Origin of the sequence: Psychrobacter sp. LV10R520-6, assembly GCF_900182925.1 — a bacterium.
Classification (GTDB): Bacteria; Pseudomonadota; Gammaproteobacteria; order Pseudomonadales; family Moraxellaceae; genus Psychrobacter.
On record NZ_LT900024.1, the window covers coordinates 2,798,825 to 2,814,343 of the forward strand.

Genomic DNA, 15,519 nt, shown 5'->3' on the forward strand with positions numbered 1-15,519 from the left:
ATGCCAACCGCTAAGAGTACCTATTGTGATATTACGCCGCTACATGACCCGTCAGGTTGCCTCAACCACTGCTTTGGTATTGGGGTTTTTGATGATGATGATGCTTGGTGGACGGCTGGTACGTTACTTTGGTATCGCTGCCGAAGGCAACTTAGATATCAGCCTGTTATTTACTATCATTGGTTATAACCTACCGTACTTTTTAGAGTTAATTCTACCTTTAGCCTTTTTTATTGCCCTGATGCTAGTGTTTGGGCGGCTTTACGTTGATCAAGAGATGGCGGTTATTAATGCGAGCGGGGTCTCTCGCGGTAAGCTCGCGCGGTTGATGACACCATTAATTTTGGCCTTATTCGTAGGTGAAGCGGCGTTATCAGTGGTTGGTAAACCTTGGGGCGTACGCTCATCCGAGACTATCTGGCAGGAGCAAGCACTAACCAGCGCCTTTGATCTGATTCGCCCAACTGAATTTATAACCAATGGTAATTATCACTTGTATGTGGGCAGCCTAAGCGATAATAAAAAACAGCTACAAGACGTAATATTAATTCAAACGAAACCTGTCGATCAAGGCAGCGCTATAAGAAATACAGATACAAAAAATACAGACCCTGATCCAACCGATCAACTGTCCATTCCTGACTTGCCTAAAGCGTTAACTGACACTATAGACAGCAGTAACCAGTCTATTAGCAAAGATATTATTACGCTGGCTAAACGTGCGGAGCAAGTGGACAATGACGGTAGCGGCGTAACTCAGTTGGATTTATTTCAAGGGCGGCGTTATGAAGTGGGCGCGGGCAGTCTAAAGTATAATCAAGTTAGCTTTGATCGCTACCGTATTACTTTAACCGGATCGTCTAAAGAGGTAGTGACTGAAGACAATATTAAAACTCAAGCGATTGGACCCTTATGGCAAGCGGCGACCGGTAGCGCGCAAACCGGCAGTGTCAATGCCATACGTGCCGCGAAAGCGGAGCTTGGCTATCGTTTAGCGCTACCGTGGCTGATGATTATTGCGCCCATGCTGGCCGTGCCGCTGGCGCAAGTGCGTCCCCGTCAAGGGCGCTGGCTGCGTCTGTTTCCATCGGTATTGCTATTTGTCAGCTGTGCGATGGGGGTTATATCGCTGAAGAACGCAGTAAGTAAAGGTAGCGTTAGCGTGTGGTCGTACGCTTGGTTGATATTAGGATTTATGGTATTGGCACTTTATATGAATTGGGGCAATCGTATCCAACATCGGCTGCGCTTTCGCCAAAAAGACAAGCAACCTGTAACGGACAATAGCTTCGATCATTCAGACAGTAACAACCATGGCAACGGTTCTCAAGGAGGGCAATTATAATGCGCTCCTCACTATCTAAACAGCCATCTAAAAATCAGATGTCCAAAACTCAACCTGCCAAACTAAAAGTGCTCGGGCGCTACGTTAAAGTCAATGCGCTACTCGCGATTATCGGGGCGGTACTTGGACTGTGGGCGCTACAACTTTTATTCTCTTACTTATCTGAGCTTGATTCGCTAAACGACAGCTATACTATGTCTGAGGCGCTCAAATATATTCTTTATCGTTCACCTTATTTTTTAGAACAATTTATTCCCACAGGGGCGCTATTAGGCGCGGTAGTAGGCTTAGGGTTGCTGGCGAATAAAAGCGAGCTAGTGGTCATGCGCGCTTCAGGGATCAGCGTCTATCGTATTGTTGGCTGGGTATTACAGCCCGCCTTGGTTTTTGTGCTGTTGGCATTGGCTATCAATCAGTTTGTGCTGCCCCATAGCAATCAATTGGCTAACAACATTCATAATGAAGACAGCAGCTCGCTGGTCACGTCCGTACGCGGTTATTGGACGGTGCAGCCGCGCTTTAAGACCGTTGATGGCAATTATGACAACAATGCTGAAAATGGTGCCGACAATAATTCTGAGAGCTCAAAACTACAGCCTGATGGTAGTGATATTTTATATATTGATTATGCCGATGTGCAAGGTAATATTGGCACGGTAAAACGTTGGCATTTGGATAACAATGGCAACTTACAAATGGCTATTCATGCCGAGGGTGGGCGCTATTCCGGTCGCAAGCCTATAAACAATGCCAGCTCAAAAGCTAGCGAGCAATATAGCTATGAGTGGCAACTGAGCAATATGACCAGGCTGACTATCAATCAAGGCTTTGATAGCAGCCAAGCCAAACAGTCTTCTGACACTTTAAGTCTGCCATTTGCCCCTAAATCTGTCTATCTACTTACGCGTAAGGCGGAAGATCTGTCGCTCACCCAATTATATGAGCATCGTCAGTTTATGCGACAGCAAGATAAACGCTCTTTAACGCATGAGTTGGCTTTTTGGCAAAAGCTACTGTCCCCCTTATCTATTTTATCTCTAGTGATTGTCGCTTGCTCATTCGTCTTTGGTTCCCTGCGTACGCATAGCTTGGGTCTGCGTATCGTAGTGGCATTATTATTCGGCTTACTGTTTAGTTATGTTCAGGATTTGGTCGGCTTTATATCGCTGGCAACTGGATTTTCGCCGTTATTGATGGTGTTATTACCTATTATCGCTAGTGCTGTATTGGGCGGCTATCTGCTAAAACGGCAGATGTAGACTGATATGCTTTGATATAGATAGACACAAAAAAAGCACGCTAAATCATGACAGATTCAGTGTGCTTTTTATGGCTTAGTTTTTATTTGAATTTCACTACTTAATAGTTGCCGCTTAGTCTTTGGTCGCCATAGTAATCGTGTAGGTTTTACCTTGTTTCACTTTCTCACTATTACCAAATACTTCAGTAAATGAGCGCTTCATAAATTGACGTAAACCGTTGATCGTCACCACATAAAAGCGTCCGCCTTTACGCATACGTGCATGCGCATCGAGGAAATAGAGATAGTGCTGCTCTTTACCTACCTTGGCTGGTAAGTTTGACATCACCAAGCTAAAATCCTTCGCTTTATCTACATGATTAAAGCCGTTAGACAAATGCACATCGACATTATTCAAACCGTTCTTCTCGCAATTACGGCGCGCATATTCTACTGCCATAAAGTCCTTATCAATCAAAGTATGCTGACCATTTGGACATTCGCGTGCTGCCGCCATTCCTAGCACGCCATAGCCACAGCCTAAATCTATTGAGTCATCATCCTGCTCAAAATCAATATAATCGAGAAGCATCAAGCTACCGTCATCGAGCTTTTGTGGTGAAAAGATTCCCCACGTGGTCGCAAAGTCAAAAGGCTTGCCCAGCACGTCTTGGCGAAAATTAATATCATCGCGCCAGTGTTTTGCTTTGTCTAATAGGTCAGCAGGAGGTCTATGGCTCATGGGGTTCTCGGATAATGGATATGAAAATGGATGCGTGCAATTTATGACAATTAATAAGCCAAAATAAGTGAACGCTTTATAGTACGTATTGTAACGAGAAAAGAGGAGGTTTGCAGCTATGGATTGGTAGAAATTGTACTGATAAAATTGAGAGTTGGGGTTGAAGTAGGTACAAGGGTGGGTTAGTTTAATGTTTAGAGCTTAGCCTATCAGGAGTATCTACTTGAAATCTAGTACACACTTTAAAGAACATAAAGATAACTTACCTCTCGCAGTATCGGTAATTATCATAGCGGTATTAGCGCTTTCACTAGGTGATGCATTAATCAAGTTCACCAGCGCAGAGTTTGTTATCTGGCAAATATTTGTTCTGCGCTCGCTCCTAGTGATGCCTATTCTTCTGCTTTATCTTTGGATTAAAGTGCCAAGTGCTTTATCTGTTCCACCAGCGCTAGGCTGGACAATGCTTCGTAGCATCATGCTAGTTGGCATGTGGCTCGCTTACTACCTGGCTTTACCAAATCTAGATTTGTCGATTGCTGCTGCGACCTATTATACACTACCTATTTTTATAACTCTTTTTTCAGCCGGGTTTATTGGTGACAAAATCAGTCGTCTTGGATGGATGGCAGTAATTGTCGGATTTTTAGGGGTCTTATTAATACTGCGCCCAAAAGCTGGAGATTTTAACCTCTTTGCTATTTTGCCGTTAATTTCCGCTGTGCTTTATGCCTTGTCAATGATCCTAACTCGTACCAAGTGCCGAGAAGTTAATCCAGTCATGCTATCGCTTGCACTGAACCTGACATTCGTTGTCGTAGGGACACTGGCTGCGTTTTTGATTTCGTCAATCGTTTCTGAACCACGTAAAGGTTTCTTATTAGCTTCATGGACAAACATGGGGTTCGTAGAATGGGCGTTAATGGCACTGTTGGCAGCTGCAATTCTGATAGGTAGTGTAGGAGCAGCAATTGCTTATCAAAAGGCACCGCCCGCAGTCATTGGTACATTTGACTTTGCGTATGTTGGATTTGCTATATTATGGGGGCTAGTATTTTTTGCCGAAGTTCCAGACATGCTATCTTTAATTGGAATCTTCTTGATTGTCGTAGCAGGATTCATGTCCTTACGGCAATAATTGCTTCGTTTGCCCATAAACAGCTTTGTAGGGTGCGCCTAGCGCACCGAATAGCTCGCAAAAATTCATTTTCTATACGCGGTGGTATTTTGTAAAAGGCTTGGTTCAACTAGAAATAAGCTCGTCCCAAATTAGGGCGTGTTGAACATTCACAAATAAGCACTGCTGATAGCTAAAACTGTTCCAGACAAGATGCAAATTGACGATAATGCAGATGCCTTAGCTAGATTTGCTACACAGTATGGGGCAGTTTTAGCATTAGCCCGAAGGGACAGGACTCTTTTTTGCCGCTACTTTGTCAAAACTATCCGCTTAGAGTGACTAAACTAGATACTTTTGACTTTGAATCGCCTAAAAAATAGTCGCTGTCAGTGTTATGGTCGAATGTTCAACACGCCCTAGGATCATAAGCTATATCATGGATGAAATATTATGAACAATCTAAAAAAATTAATCAGGTTAAATGAACTTTTTATTGAATTAAAAAAGGTTTTGATCCGAGAGAATGAAAATAACTATGTAAAAGGAATTGATGCAATTTTAAGCAGGATACACTATGCGTTAGAGGATAACGAAGACGCTAAAGAAACGATTAAAAGCCCCGCAAGCTCCCGTATAAAGCTGGGCTAGAGCCAAAATATACACTAAATGACCACTTTTAGTTTATTAATCATCCCCTTGGATGATGCTTAGCATGCAACTTCTGCAATCTAGCCGTCGCCACATGCGTATATATCTGAGTAGTCGATAAATCACTATGCCCAAGCAACAACTGCACACTACGCAAATCCGCACCATGATTGAGCAAATGCGTAGCAAAAGCATGACGTAGGGTATGTGGCGATAAGTCTTTATCAATACTGGCGACATTGGCGTACTTCTTTAGTAGATACCAAAAGTTTTGCCGGGTCATATAGCCGCCTTGTGCGGTCAAAAAAACCGCTTGGCAATTTCCTGCCTTCAGGTGAGCAATCAAATCACCGCGTCCATGGGCTAAATAGTCTTCAAGCGCGTCTGCTGCATATTCACCTAATGGCACTAAGCGGGTTTTATTGCCTTTGCCGGTAATTTGTAGCCAGCCAGCATTCAGATTAACTTGCTCTATTGATAGATTAACCAATTCACTGACCCGTAGACCACAGGCATATAATACCTCTAGCATGGCTTTATCACGCAAGCCGAGTGCCGTGCTGCTATCGGGTGCCGCCAGTAGGTTATCGACATCAGCTTCTGCTAAGTCTTTTGGTAGTGGACGGCCAATCTTGGGGGTTTTGATACGCTCGCAAGGATTGTCTTCACGCAGATTACTAGCAATCATCCATAAATAAAATTGGCGTAGGCTGGAGAGCATTCGCGCTTGCGTACGTGGGGTTTTGCCGTCTTGAGCAAGAATAGATAGGCAATGCAATGCTTCATCGGGTTGCCAAAGTGTCAGTGCCGTATGATTGGTCAGCTCACAAGAGCGTAAGTCGCGTACATAAGCATTGCGAGTGCGGGTCGCTAAACCACGAGCGAGCATCGCCTGACGAAACTCGGTCATATAAGTCGGCTCGTCATCAACGGCTAGCGCTTTTGGTTGACGCTGCTGTACGGCACGGTCGCGACTCATAGGACAATACTCGGTGGTTGTATAGAATAGGTTGATTGGTTTAGACGTTTATCGCTTCATATAGTCGATCCAATTTAAAAACGATACGGTGCTGTTGGTATGAATTTTTTGCAGGCTCGAAGTACGCTTGCGAACAGCAAGCAAGAAACATTTATACCAGCAGCACGTTGATAGGAACGACTCTCTTTTATGTTGAACTGACTATAACGTTAATAAAATTTTTGTTAGGCAATTTTTATGCTTTAGGTACTATTCAAGTATTACTTCAATTATCAAAAGGCACTAAACACCATAACGAGGTGATTTCTGCACTGCGCGCAGCAAACAGTGGATCAGTAGTGTCTTGGCTGCGACCGTGCTTAGGTTGGGTATCGAGACGGTATTTCACTGCCAAACCAGCATCCGCAAACCAGCCCAATAACTCATCACGGCTGCGCAACTGCAAATGTTCCGCCAAATCCGACAGAATCAACCAGACCTCTCCCTGCTCGGCTAAGTGCTGTTTTGCGCCCTGCAAAAACCCACGCAACATCGTGCTATTGGCATCATAGACGGCGTATTCCAATGGCGAGGTTGGTTTAGCGGGCAACCAAGGTGGATTACAGACAATCAGATTGGCCACTGGCGCGTCAGTCGGAAACAAATCTGCTTGCTGCAACTGCACGGCTGACTCTAAGCGTGCAAAGTTCTCGCTGGCACAGGCCAAAGCACGTGGATTTAAGTCCGTCGCAATCACCTGTTGCATACCGCGCTGCGCCAAGATAATTGCCAGCAAACCGGTTCCGGTACCAATATCAAAGGCGATATCATGTTCATTAGGCAGCGGTGCATCGAGCAACAACTGCACATACTCATGACGTGTTGGCGCGAAGACACCATAATGTGGGAAAATTGATAGACCTAAATTTTCAATCGGCACCCCTTTCGCGCGCCACCCCGCCGCGCCTAACGCCCCTTGCAAGTCACGAAACGAGAGTAAACATGGCTCATCCAGCTCACCAAAAGCAGCCGTACAGGCAACACTCACATCGGGGGCGCGACGTAACTGACTGACATAACGGGTATCAAGTTTTAATAGCAAGCGGCTTAACACGCGCGAACGCTGGGCTTGGGCTTGGCGTTGCTGATGAAACAAGTTAGGTAACGTTTCAGGTAACACTGACTCAGCCGTAGGTTTAGCAGATTTATTCTTGTTGGCCGCTTTGCTAGTTTTGCGCTGCTCAGAGCGCTCAATGCGTCGAGTGAGGGCTTGTAGTAATTGCCGCGCATTATGAAAGTCACCGTCCCACAGCATTGAAGTGCCCGCGCAAGACAAGCGATAGGCCTGATCTGCTGTCGTTTTGTCGTCGACCAAAACAATACGCGCGGGCGGCACTTGATTGCTTTGGGACAACCAGCGGGCATTACGTAAGGTTTCGTTTTCGTGCCACTGCACATACTGCTTTTCTGTTGGTAACACGCTGCCTACCTTTAACTTGTGAATAATATGTTCCCTACAATGCAAAGATATAGTCGATTCAATTTAAAAACGATACAGTGCTACTGGGATAAATTTTTTGCGGCCTCTGTCCCGCTTGCGAACAGCACGTAAGAAAAATTTATACCAGTGGCACGTTGCTATACACGACTCTCTTTTATTGTGAACTGACTATATCTTCGCGTTATGTATTGCGCTGTTATGAGTGCTCTATGTAGCTATACGTACATTTGAATGCATTCAAGTTGGCAACCGACAATTAGCAACTATTAGGCGCTTTTTTTCTTTACTAAATAGCGATATGTTGGCGCCTCATTTAGAGTTTCTTGATGGACAAGCGTGTGCCCCAAATGACGGCAAAAATTAGGAATGTCGCGCGTGGTGGCTGGATCAGTGGCTAATATCTCGATAATATCACCGCCATCCGCTTTACGGATGGTCTTATGCAACATCATGACTGGCTCAGGACAAATCAGCCCCTGAGTGTCTAAATGATGGTTAATAGAGATGTCTAGTATTGAAGTTGTCATAGTCATTTTTTTAAATTGAATGAGTTAAATGCAATTTTTCTGCCAAATGTACTTACTTATAATGGCTTATTATCCAAATCAGTAGCGATATCCATAGATGTCTCTTCAGTGGTTTCTGACAAATCATCTACTTCTAAAAAGTCAAAAAAGCGCTTAAAACTAACTTTAAATAAGAATGCCACACCAAGCCATGAGGCCAACCCCAGCCAAGCGGTATCAGCAAACAGCAGCCCACCGATAAGAATAATGCTCGAGACCCCAATAGTCATTATCACCATCGATGCTTGGTTGAGCCGATAGCGATAAATAATAAAGGCATCATAAAGCGTCATAGGAATGGTCAGGGCAATCAGCACATACGGTAGATTAAAAAACAATCGATACAGCAGCTGATTGTCATGAAACATCTTTATGCTGGCAATCGTCCCAAAGACCATAAAGGCAAAAATAGCGGCATAAATCAGGTACACCGCAATTTTGTTTACTCGCTGTGCGCCTTTAATACGAGTAACCGCAAGCGGAGTAAAGCCGTACTGCGTAGATTGATTTGGGGCATTGGTCATAACAAGCAGCCGTCTTTTAGGTAAATATTATTAACAGAGTTATAAATGTGCTGATAATTTTTGGTCTGACTACTACTTGTCTGACTACTACTTGTCTGACAGTTGCCTTAATCAGCTTGGATGGCATCAATCGCTATGCCACTACTAGGCTCAGCGAAGTAAGTAGACATCAAGATACAGGCAGAGATATCATCAATCGGATCGCGCTGATTTTTAATCCAACCGTTCTCCCATGCCAGCTCGCGCGCTTCTACTGAGGTCAAGCGCTCATCACAAAGTATCACGGTCGCCGGTGAGTGCTGCTCTAATAGGCGATGAGCCAACCTACGTGCGAACTTATGCGCGCGCTTCGAGAGCATGGAGCTGCTGCCATCCATATTTAGCGGTAGTCCAACGACCACTTGTGCGACGCCCCAAACTTTAATGATGCCAAGTAAATTATCCCAGTCAGGTTGTCCGTTATTCATCGCTAGAATATCGAATGCGCGCGCGGTCTCGGTAATGGTATTACCTAGTGCCATGCCCATTTTTTTAACCCCATAATCTAGTGCCAATATGAGGTGAGGCTTAGTGGCGGGCTCAGCAACACTGGTATCATCGATTTTGTCGATTTCTTTGTTGATTTCTTTGTTGATTTCGAAGTCGGTCTCACTATCTACCATAGTAGGGGGCGTTTCCTATATTGTTTTTATAGTGTATTGAGATTAGCTTAGTTATCAAGCGTGACCGATATCACTGCTTAGATAATCAAAATTGACCCCAATCTTATCAGCGGCTAGCTGCCAGCGCTCTTCAAAAGGCGTATCAAATAATAAGGTTAAATCAGCAGGACATACTAGCCAGTCACCGTTATCAAGCTCGCGCTCAAGCTGTTTTTTACCCCAGCTGGCGTGACCTAAGCACAGTTGATAATGACCGACCCCTTGACCCGCAGCAATACGTTTAAGAATATCTTGACTGGTGGTAATACAGACGTTCTCAGAGATGGCAAATGAGGAAGCCCACTCTGGCTGGCCTGTATGAAGTACAAAACCCACTTCAGGGTACACAGGGCCGCCTTCTAACGCTAAATCTTCCATCACCTGTGTATTAGTGACCTCGATATCTAAATCTTCTAGCAGCTTGCCTACCCGCGATTGCTCTAGCGGACGGTTGACTATCAGACCGAGGGCGCCTTGTTTATCATGGCGACAGATATAGATCAGCGCCTGCTCAAACCTAGGGTCTGACAGCTCTGGTGCCGCAATTAAAAAATGATGGGTCAAGTTAGCTCTAGGCATAGGGGCAAGTACAATATAAAAGAGGTGGGGCACTACTATATGGTGATACTGAGCAGAAAATCAACTGAAGCCAAAAATCACTGACGTCAGAGGTGGAGCTGGCTGGGAAAATATTAACTGGCAGCAATATTGAACGTTATCAACTCACGAGTATTTATAACCAACTTGTTATTCAACGGCTTTATTTAACATCAGTTAGCAAGCTTCTCGCATGATCACGAGTTACGTCGCTGATAGTCACACCGCCGGACATTCGTGCCAGCTCATCTACTTGGGCGTTATCGGTCAAGATAAGCAGCTCGCTTTGGGTCTGCTCATGATGATGTTTTTGTACTAAAATATGCTGGTGCGCTTGCGCCGCGACTTGCGCTTGATGAGTAATGGCCAATAACTGCTGAGTCTGCCCCAAGGTGCGCAGTAACTCACCCACCACTTGCGCGGTACCACCACTGATACCGACATCAACTTCATCGAACACTAACATAGGTTTGGCGGCATTATTATCCGCATTGGTCGCTTGCAATACTTGCATGACTAATGCCATTCGCGACAGCTCGCCGCCGGAAGCGATTTTATGTAGCGGCTGCATTGGCATGCCAACATTAGCACTAAATAATAGGTCAATATCGTAGCAGCCTTGAGCATTATAATGGGCTGAGTCTGATTTCTTGGTAAAGACAAATTCACAGCGTGCATTAGGTAGCGCCAGCGGTTGCAACTGCGCAATCAGCTGCGTACAAATAGTCGGGGCGGCCTGCGATCGCTCATCATTCAATTGAGTTGCCAGCTGCAGGTATTCTTGCCATGCTTGCTCAATTTGTGCGGCCAAGACATCGCTACTGGGCTCATTTTCTAGTTGCTCTAATTGCTGTTCCCAAGCCTGCGCCTCGGTGATTAAATCGCTTACTGGCAAATTATGCTTGCGTGACAACCGATGACCTAAGCTTATCATGCTATCTAGTGCTTGCAGACGCTCAGGATCAGGCAGTTGTTGCTCAGCATAATCTGAGAGCAGCGCCGTTACCTCGGTAATCTGCTGTTGCGCTAAATGCAGCTGCTCTGAAGCCTGTTCAAAGGTTTGACTGACACCCATTTGATAATCACACAGCTTGATAGCTTGTCCGAGCAGGGTCATTACATCCGGCTCATCAATGTCATTATCCAGTAGATGCAGACCATGACTGGCTTCTTGCATTAAGGCTTCAATATTAGACAGCTCTTCGTGCTCCGCTTCGATCTCAAAATAATCAACGCTCAGTAGCGGCGAGATATCAGCAAGTTGGCTTTGCAGTAGCTGAATTCTATCTTGACGTTGAGCCTCGCGGCTAGCAATGTCATCAGCACGGCGTTTTAGCTGTTGATACTGCTGATAGCTACTTGCCGTTTGTGCCACTAACGACGTTATCTGTGCCATCTCATCAAGCCATTGCACGACAAACTGCGGCTTAAGAAGTGCTTGCTGGGCGTGCTGGCTATGAATATTAACCAACAATGCGCCCAAGCTCTTAAGTTCAGCCAGACTAACGGGTGTGCCGTTTAGCCATGCCTTTGAGCGTCCATTGCTACTTAGTTGCCGGCGAATTAATACTTCTGGCTCATCTAATAGTCGATCATGCTCAGCAAACCAATCAGCGACGACACTATTGTCTTGAACATCAAACTGGGCATAAATATCAGCGTGAGCGGCACCATGCCTTACCATCGCACTGTCTGCTCGTTCACCGACGCATAAGGATAGCGCATCAAGTAGCAGCGACTTGCCGGCTCCTGTTTCACCGGTGATGACATTAAAGCCTTCAGCAACGCTCAGCTCATGCTTGGCTATCAACGCAAACTGATATAAAGTTAGTGATAACAGCATCAACGCCTCTCATGGCAGACAATTAACATCGAATAAGATCCTCGGTGAGTCATATCTAAAATAGATGGGTACTTATTAGTAAAAGGTAGGTATTATTAAGTAGGTAGCATTGATAAATAGTATGGTGTCAAAATACTCTAAATACAAATTTTAGAGATGACTAAGCACATAAATCTACATAGATAAGCGCCTATAAAATCAATAAAAATAGTTGTTAATAAACATTGTAATGATAGTTAGACTAACGATAAGCTTTATCAAAAGCAACTGTATTCAAAGCAGAGCACTGAGCAATTTACTTTAAGGTAATTTTATAATATCGGTGCCCAAGGTATAATTGCAAACACTACCTTGCTTTATAGCGGTCAGGCATGATTAAGATAACCGAAAAATACTGACTCCAATCAGTAACAAAAATTTCAGCTGGGTTGTAACAAAATTTGTAGATATAATGTGGTAGCATAATCTCACATAATGATAAAATCTTGCTACAATCTCTATATACGTGGCGATACATTATAAGAAGTCAGCGCGTTGTAGGACAGTGTACTTTTAGTAAAGTGAGCAGCTAACTCAGTATTTTAAAGAGTTTGATTTAAATTCTTTATCTGTATCTGAAACCTTTATGTGGTTTTAGAAACAACCCCCTCAACCAGTCGCTTATTTTTTAGTTTAGCAATAATTATTTGATAAGGAAGCCACTATGACAGCGGCAAAATTTACCAATGTGACGGTCAATTCTCAGGCCACAATATCTTATGATGGGCGTTGTTCAAGCCACACCATCATGTTTGAGGACGGTCGCCATAAAACATTAGGCGTCATACTACCGTGTGATAATATTGTCGAACATTATCACTTTAGCACCAATACCTCTGAACGTATCGAAATCATCAGCGGTGAGTGTGAAGTCAAAATCAATGGTGATGAGGAATTCAGCTACTACCGCGCTGGACAATCATTTGTGGTCGAAGGTAATAGTGGGTTTAACTTACGTACTGAAGAAATCGTTCAGTATGTCTGTCACTTAGAAGGCTAATATTAGTTATCCAGTAAACCATAAAACCATAGCCCAAATATTAGAGCTACAGCTTGAAATTGTAGCTCAAAACTGTAGACCGCCAACTTAGAAATCGTAGCATTATCAATTGAAAATAAAACAAATAAGATCACTCTGATTTTGTTTGTTTCTTTTTAATAAGACCGTCTATAATCGCATGTTACCTTCTATTCTATTAGCCTATCTTATTTAGCGATAGCCAACTTTTAATTTTTAATCAGCAGGCCTGTTATGGCAAAACCCAGCTATTTTTATGGCATTCATGCTATCGATGCCTTACTTGAATATCGTCCTCTCGATGCGCTAAGTTTATTTGTACAGCAAGGACGCGAAACCGACAGTCATGTACAAGCTATTATTGCGCAAGCGCAAGCGAATGGTATCAGTCTTCAACCTACCCAAAAAGACAATCTGACCCAGTTGTGTGGCAGCCCGCAGCATCAAGGAGTAGTACTCCATGCCCGTCCGCTAAGTTTCGCAGATGATGGCTTGCTGGATACCATTACCGGACGCGATCAGTGTTTACTGCTGGTACTCGATCAGATTACCGATGCGCATAACTTTGGTGCTTGTCTACGCACGGCAGTAGCAATGGGTGTCGATGCCGTTATTTGCCCGAAGCATCATGCGGCTAGCCTAACGCCAACGGTTGCTAAGGTATCGGTTGGTGCAGCAGAGATGATGCCTATTATCAGCGTGACCAATCTAGCGCGCACGCTATCGAAGATCAAAAATGCCGGCGTATTTGTATTCGGTACCGCACTCAATGCCGATGCCAAACCCATACATGTCGCAGATTTGACTGGCAAAACCGCGCTTATTATGGGTTCAGAAGGTGACGGTATGCGTCGCTTAACCACTGAAAGCTGTGATGAGCTGGTTTATATTCCGATGTCAGGTAACGAGCATGGCAATCTACAAAGCCTTAACGTCAGTGTCGCTACCGGTATGGCGCTTTATGAGATCAATCGGCAGCGTACTTTAGCTGCTGGGCAAGGGTAAGATAGGTCTGATGCAAAGGCTCTAGTTGCAAATGTAGGCTAGCCAAATCACCTTCATTGACGACAACGTCATCAGCATGAAGATTGCGTTCTTCGCGATTAAGTTGATTGACCATAATGGCTCTAATCTTTGCCGCGTTTTGCTCATCACGCAGACTTGCACGCGCAAGCTGCGTGTCCTCGGTCGCATCAATGACTAAGATACGCTGACATAGATTGGCCAATCCTGCTTCTGATGCCTCAATGAGCAAAGGTGCCGATAGCACTACATAAGCTGATGTGCTGCCCGCTAACTGTATTTTTGCAGCTTCACGTATCGCTGGATGGGTAATGGCCTCAAGCTCAATCAGCGCTTCAGGATGGGTAAATACGTGCGCACGTACCAGCGCGCGATCCATTTCTCCTGCAGCATTAATCACCCAATCCCCGAATTTTCTCTGGATTTTACGTAAGGTTGCGCTACCTTTAGTAACCACTTCATGGGCGATTACGTCAGCATCGATAATATCAATTCCTTGTTCAGCAAACCAGTTAGTGGCAGCGGACTTACCACTACCGATACCCCCGGTTAACCCAACTACTAAGGTTTTGTTTTTAGCTTGCTGACGCGTCAGGTTGGTATTAGTAACCGCGTGATGAGACGTTGAATTAAAGTTTGTTGACATATAAATGACTTATTTGGCTGATAGAATAAAAAATAAAAACAACTAATAAACATAATAGGTAGGATCTGGCAATATGACGACAATGGAGGGTTATAACCGCTATTGCCTTTAAGCGTACATGCCCAAATACCAGTTGACGATATCTGAGCCATATAGTAACGCGATGATTCCAGCGATAGCGATATAAGGACCAAAGGCGAAAGGTTGGCTCTCGCCCTGTTTCTTCATTAAAATAATACCAATGATTGAGCCGAGTAAGGATGACAATAGAATAATAAGTGGCAACATTAGTGGCCCAAGCCACGCGCCCATTACCGCTAATAGTTTAAAGTCGCCTTGGCCCATACCGTGTTTTTTGGTGATCAAATAAAATACTTTGACCACTACCCATAGCGATAAGAACCCTAATAATAGGCCCCAAATTGACTGAGTTGGCGTTACAAACCAGCTTTGGGAGTTGACCGCTAGGCCCAGTCCTGCTAATGGAAAGGTAAAGCGATCAGGTAGCAGCTGGGTATCAAAATCAATGCCTGTTAAGGCAATGAGCGTCCATACCAATATCAATGCTGATAGACCAACTGCATTAACACCAAAATGATAAACAACCACTGCTGTTAATAGCGCGGTGACCAGTTCAACGATAGGATAACGTAGCCCAATAGCTGCTTTACAGTCAGAGCAGCGTCCGCGTAAAGCTACCCAGCTTACAAGAGGAATGTTTTCATACCACTTGATTTTGTGTGCACAGTGAGGGCAGCGTGAGGCTGGTAGACTTAAAGTAATGGGAACATCATTAGCGACCATGCGAGTCAATGCTGCTGAATGTTCAGGGTTCATATCCGCTTGTTGAGATAAGAACTGGCCACACTCTTGTCGCCAGCCATAGACCATCATTAGTGGAATACGGTGAATCACTACATTTAAAAAACTGCCTACGCAAAGACCTAGTAGCGCAAACACGACTAAAGCCAAGCTCATATTATCTTGTAATAACGGTATCAATTGCAT

Annotated in this window: 16 protein-coding genes; 6 read left to right on the plus strand and 10 right to left on the minus strand. The window is 44.4% G+C overall.

Annotated features, from left to right (window positions below; translation table 11 throughout):
• Window positions 1-25: 25 nt before the first annotated feature.
• Together U1P77_RS11715 and lptG are read left to right on the plus strand one after the other, a co-directional pair.
• A complete protein-coding gene (locus U1P77_RS11715; RefSeq protein WP_321155157.1) occupies window positions 26-1,345 on the plus strand; it encodes an LPS export ABC transporter permease LptF in 1,320 nt (439 codons plus the stop codon).
• Window positions 1,346-1,383: 38 nt separating this feature from the next.
• Window positions 1,384-2,604, plus strand: a complete 1,221-nt coding sequence (gene lptG / locus U1P77_RS11720) for an LPS export ABC transporter permease LptG (protein WP_321156687.1) — start codon at window positions 1,384-1,386, stop codon at window positions 2,602-2,604.
• Window positions 2,605-2,718: 114 nt separating this feature from the next.
• Here the strand turns inward: lptG and U1P77_RS11725 are convergent, their stop codons facing one another.
• The gene (locus U1P77_RS11725) at window positions 2,719-3,327 is read right to left on the minus strand and encodes a class I SAM-dependent methyltransferase (protein ID WP_321155158.1); all 609 of its coding nucleotides are present in this window, start codon (window positions 3,325-3,327) and stop codon (window positions 2,719-2,721) included.
• A 223-nt stretch (window positions 3,328-3,550) separates the two neighbouring features.
• Between U1P77_RS11725 and U1P77_RS11730 the strand changes: the two genes are divergently transcribed.
• Together U1P77_RS11730 and U1P77_RS11735 are read left to right on the plus strand one after the other, a co-directional pair.
• Complete coding sequence (locus U1P77_RS11730) at window positions 3,551-4,465, plus strand: DMT family transporter (RefSeq protein WP_321155159.1); 915 nt, start codon at window positions 3,551-3,553, stop codon at window positions 4,463-4,465.
• A 432-nt stretch (window positions 4,466-4,897) separates the two neighbouring features.
• Window positions 4,898-5,095, plus strand: a complete 198-nt coding sequence (locus U1P77_RS11735) for a hypothetical protein (protein WP_321155160.1) — start codon at window positions 4,898-4,900, stop codon at window positions 5,093-5,095.
• Between the two features lie 40 nt (window positions 5,096-5,135).
• Here the strand turns inward: U1P77_RS11735 and xerD are convergent, their stop codons facing one another.
• From xerD to recN, 7 genes are all read right to left on the minus strand, one after another.
• Window positions 5,136-6,074: a site-specific tyrosine recombinase XerD gene (gene xerD, locus U1P77_RS11740; RefSeq protein ID WP_321155161.1), complete on the minus strand. Its 939-nt coding sequence runs from the start codon at window positions 6,072-6,074 to the stop codon at window positions 5,136-5,138.
• 265 nt (window positions 6,075-6,339) lie between these two features.
• On the minus strand, window positions 6,340-7,533 hold the full coding sequence (locus U1P77_RS11745; RefSeq protein ID WP_321155162.1) for a methyltransferase: 1,194 nt from the start codon (window positions 7,531-7,533) through the stop codon (window positions 6,340-6,342).
• A gap of 287 nt (window positions 7,534-7,820) precedes the next feature.
• Entirely contained in the window at window positions 7,821-8,081 is a 261-nt protein-coding gene (gene tusA / locus U1P77_RS11750; protein WP_321155163.1) for a sulfurtransferase TusA, read from the minus strand.
• Window positions 8,082-8,137: 56 nt separating this feature from the next.
• A complete protein-coding gene (locus U1P77_RS11755) occupies window positions 8,138-8,644 on the minus strand; it encodes a hypothetical protein (RefSeq protein WP_321155164.1) in 507 nt (168 codons plus the stop codon).
• A 107-nt stretch (window positions 8,645-8,751) separates the two neighbouring features.
• Window positions 8,752-9,306, minus strand: a complete 555-nt coding sequence (gene ruvX, locus U1P77_RS11760; protein ID WP_321155165.1) for a Holliday junction resolvase RuvX — start codon at window positions 9,304-9,306, stop codon at window positions 8,752-8,754.
• Between the two features lie 54 nt (window positions 9,307-9,360).
• Entirely contained in the window at window positions 9,361-9,924 is a 564-nt protein-coding gene (locus U1P77_RS11765) for a YqgE/AlgH family protein (RefSeq protein ID WP_321155166.1), read from the minus strand.
• A gap of 181 nt (window positions 9,925-10,105) precedes the next feature.
• Window positions 10,106-11,785: a DNA repair protein RecN gene (recN, locus tag U1P77_RS11770; RefSeq protein ID WP_321155167.1), complete on the minus strand. Its 1,680-nt coding sequence runs from the start codon at window positions 11,783-11,785 to the stop codon at window positions 10,106-10,108.
• 703 nt (window positions 11,786-12,488) lie between these two features.
• Between recN and U1P77_RS11775 the strand changes: the two genes are divergently transcribed.
• Both U1P77_RS11775 and rlmB read left to right on the plus strand, forming a co-directional pair.
• Entirely contained in the window at window positions 12,489-12,824 is a 336-nt protein-coding gene (locus tag U1P77_RS11775; RefSeq protein ID WP_201554113.1) for a pyrimidine/purine nucleoside phosphorylase, read from the plus strand.
• 252 nt (window positions 12,825-13,076) lie between these two features.
• Window positions 13,077-13,847 carry a 23S rRNA (guanosine(2251)-2'-O)-methyltransferase RlmB gene (rlmB, locus tag U1P77_RS11780; protein WP_321155168.1) on the plus strand — a complete coding sequence of 257 codons (771 nt, stop codon included), beginning with the start codon at window positions 13,077-13,079 and terminating at the stop codon, window positions 13,845-13,847.
• Here the strand turns inward: rlmB and coaE are convergent.
• Complete coding sequence (coaE, locus tag U1P77_RS11785; protein ID WP_321155169.1) at window positions 13,810-14,511, minus strand: dephospho-CoA kinase; 702 nt, start codon at window positions 14,509-14,511, stop codon at window positions 13,810-13,812. The genes rlmB and coaE overlap by 38 nt on opposite strands.
• A 108-nt stretch (window positions 14,512-14,619) precedes the next feature.
• Window positions 14,620-15,519 (minus strand): prepilin peptidase, encoded by a 900-nt coding sequence (locus U1P77_RS11790; RefSeq protein ID WP_321156688.1) that lies wholly within the window; start codon window positions 15,517-15,519, stop codon window positions 14,620-14,622.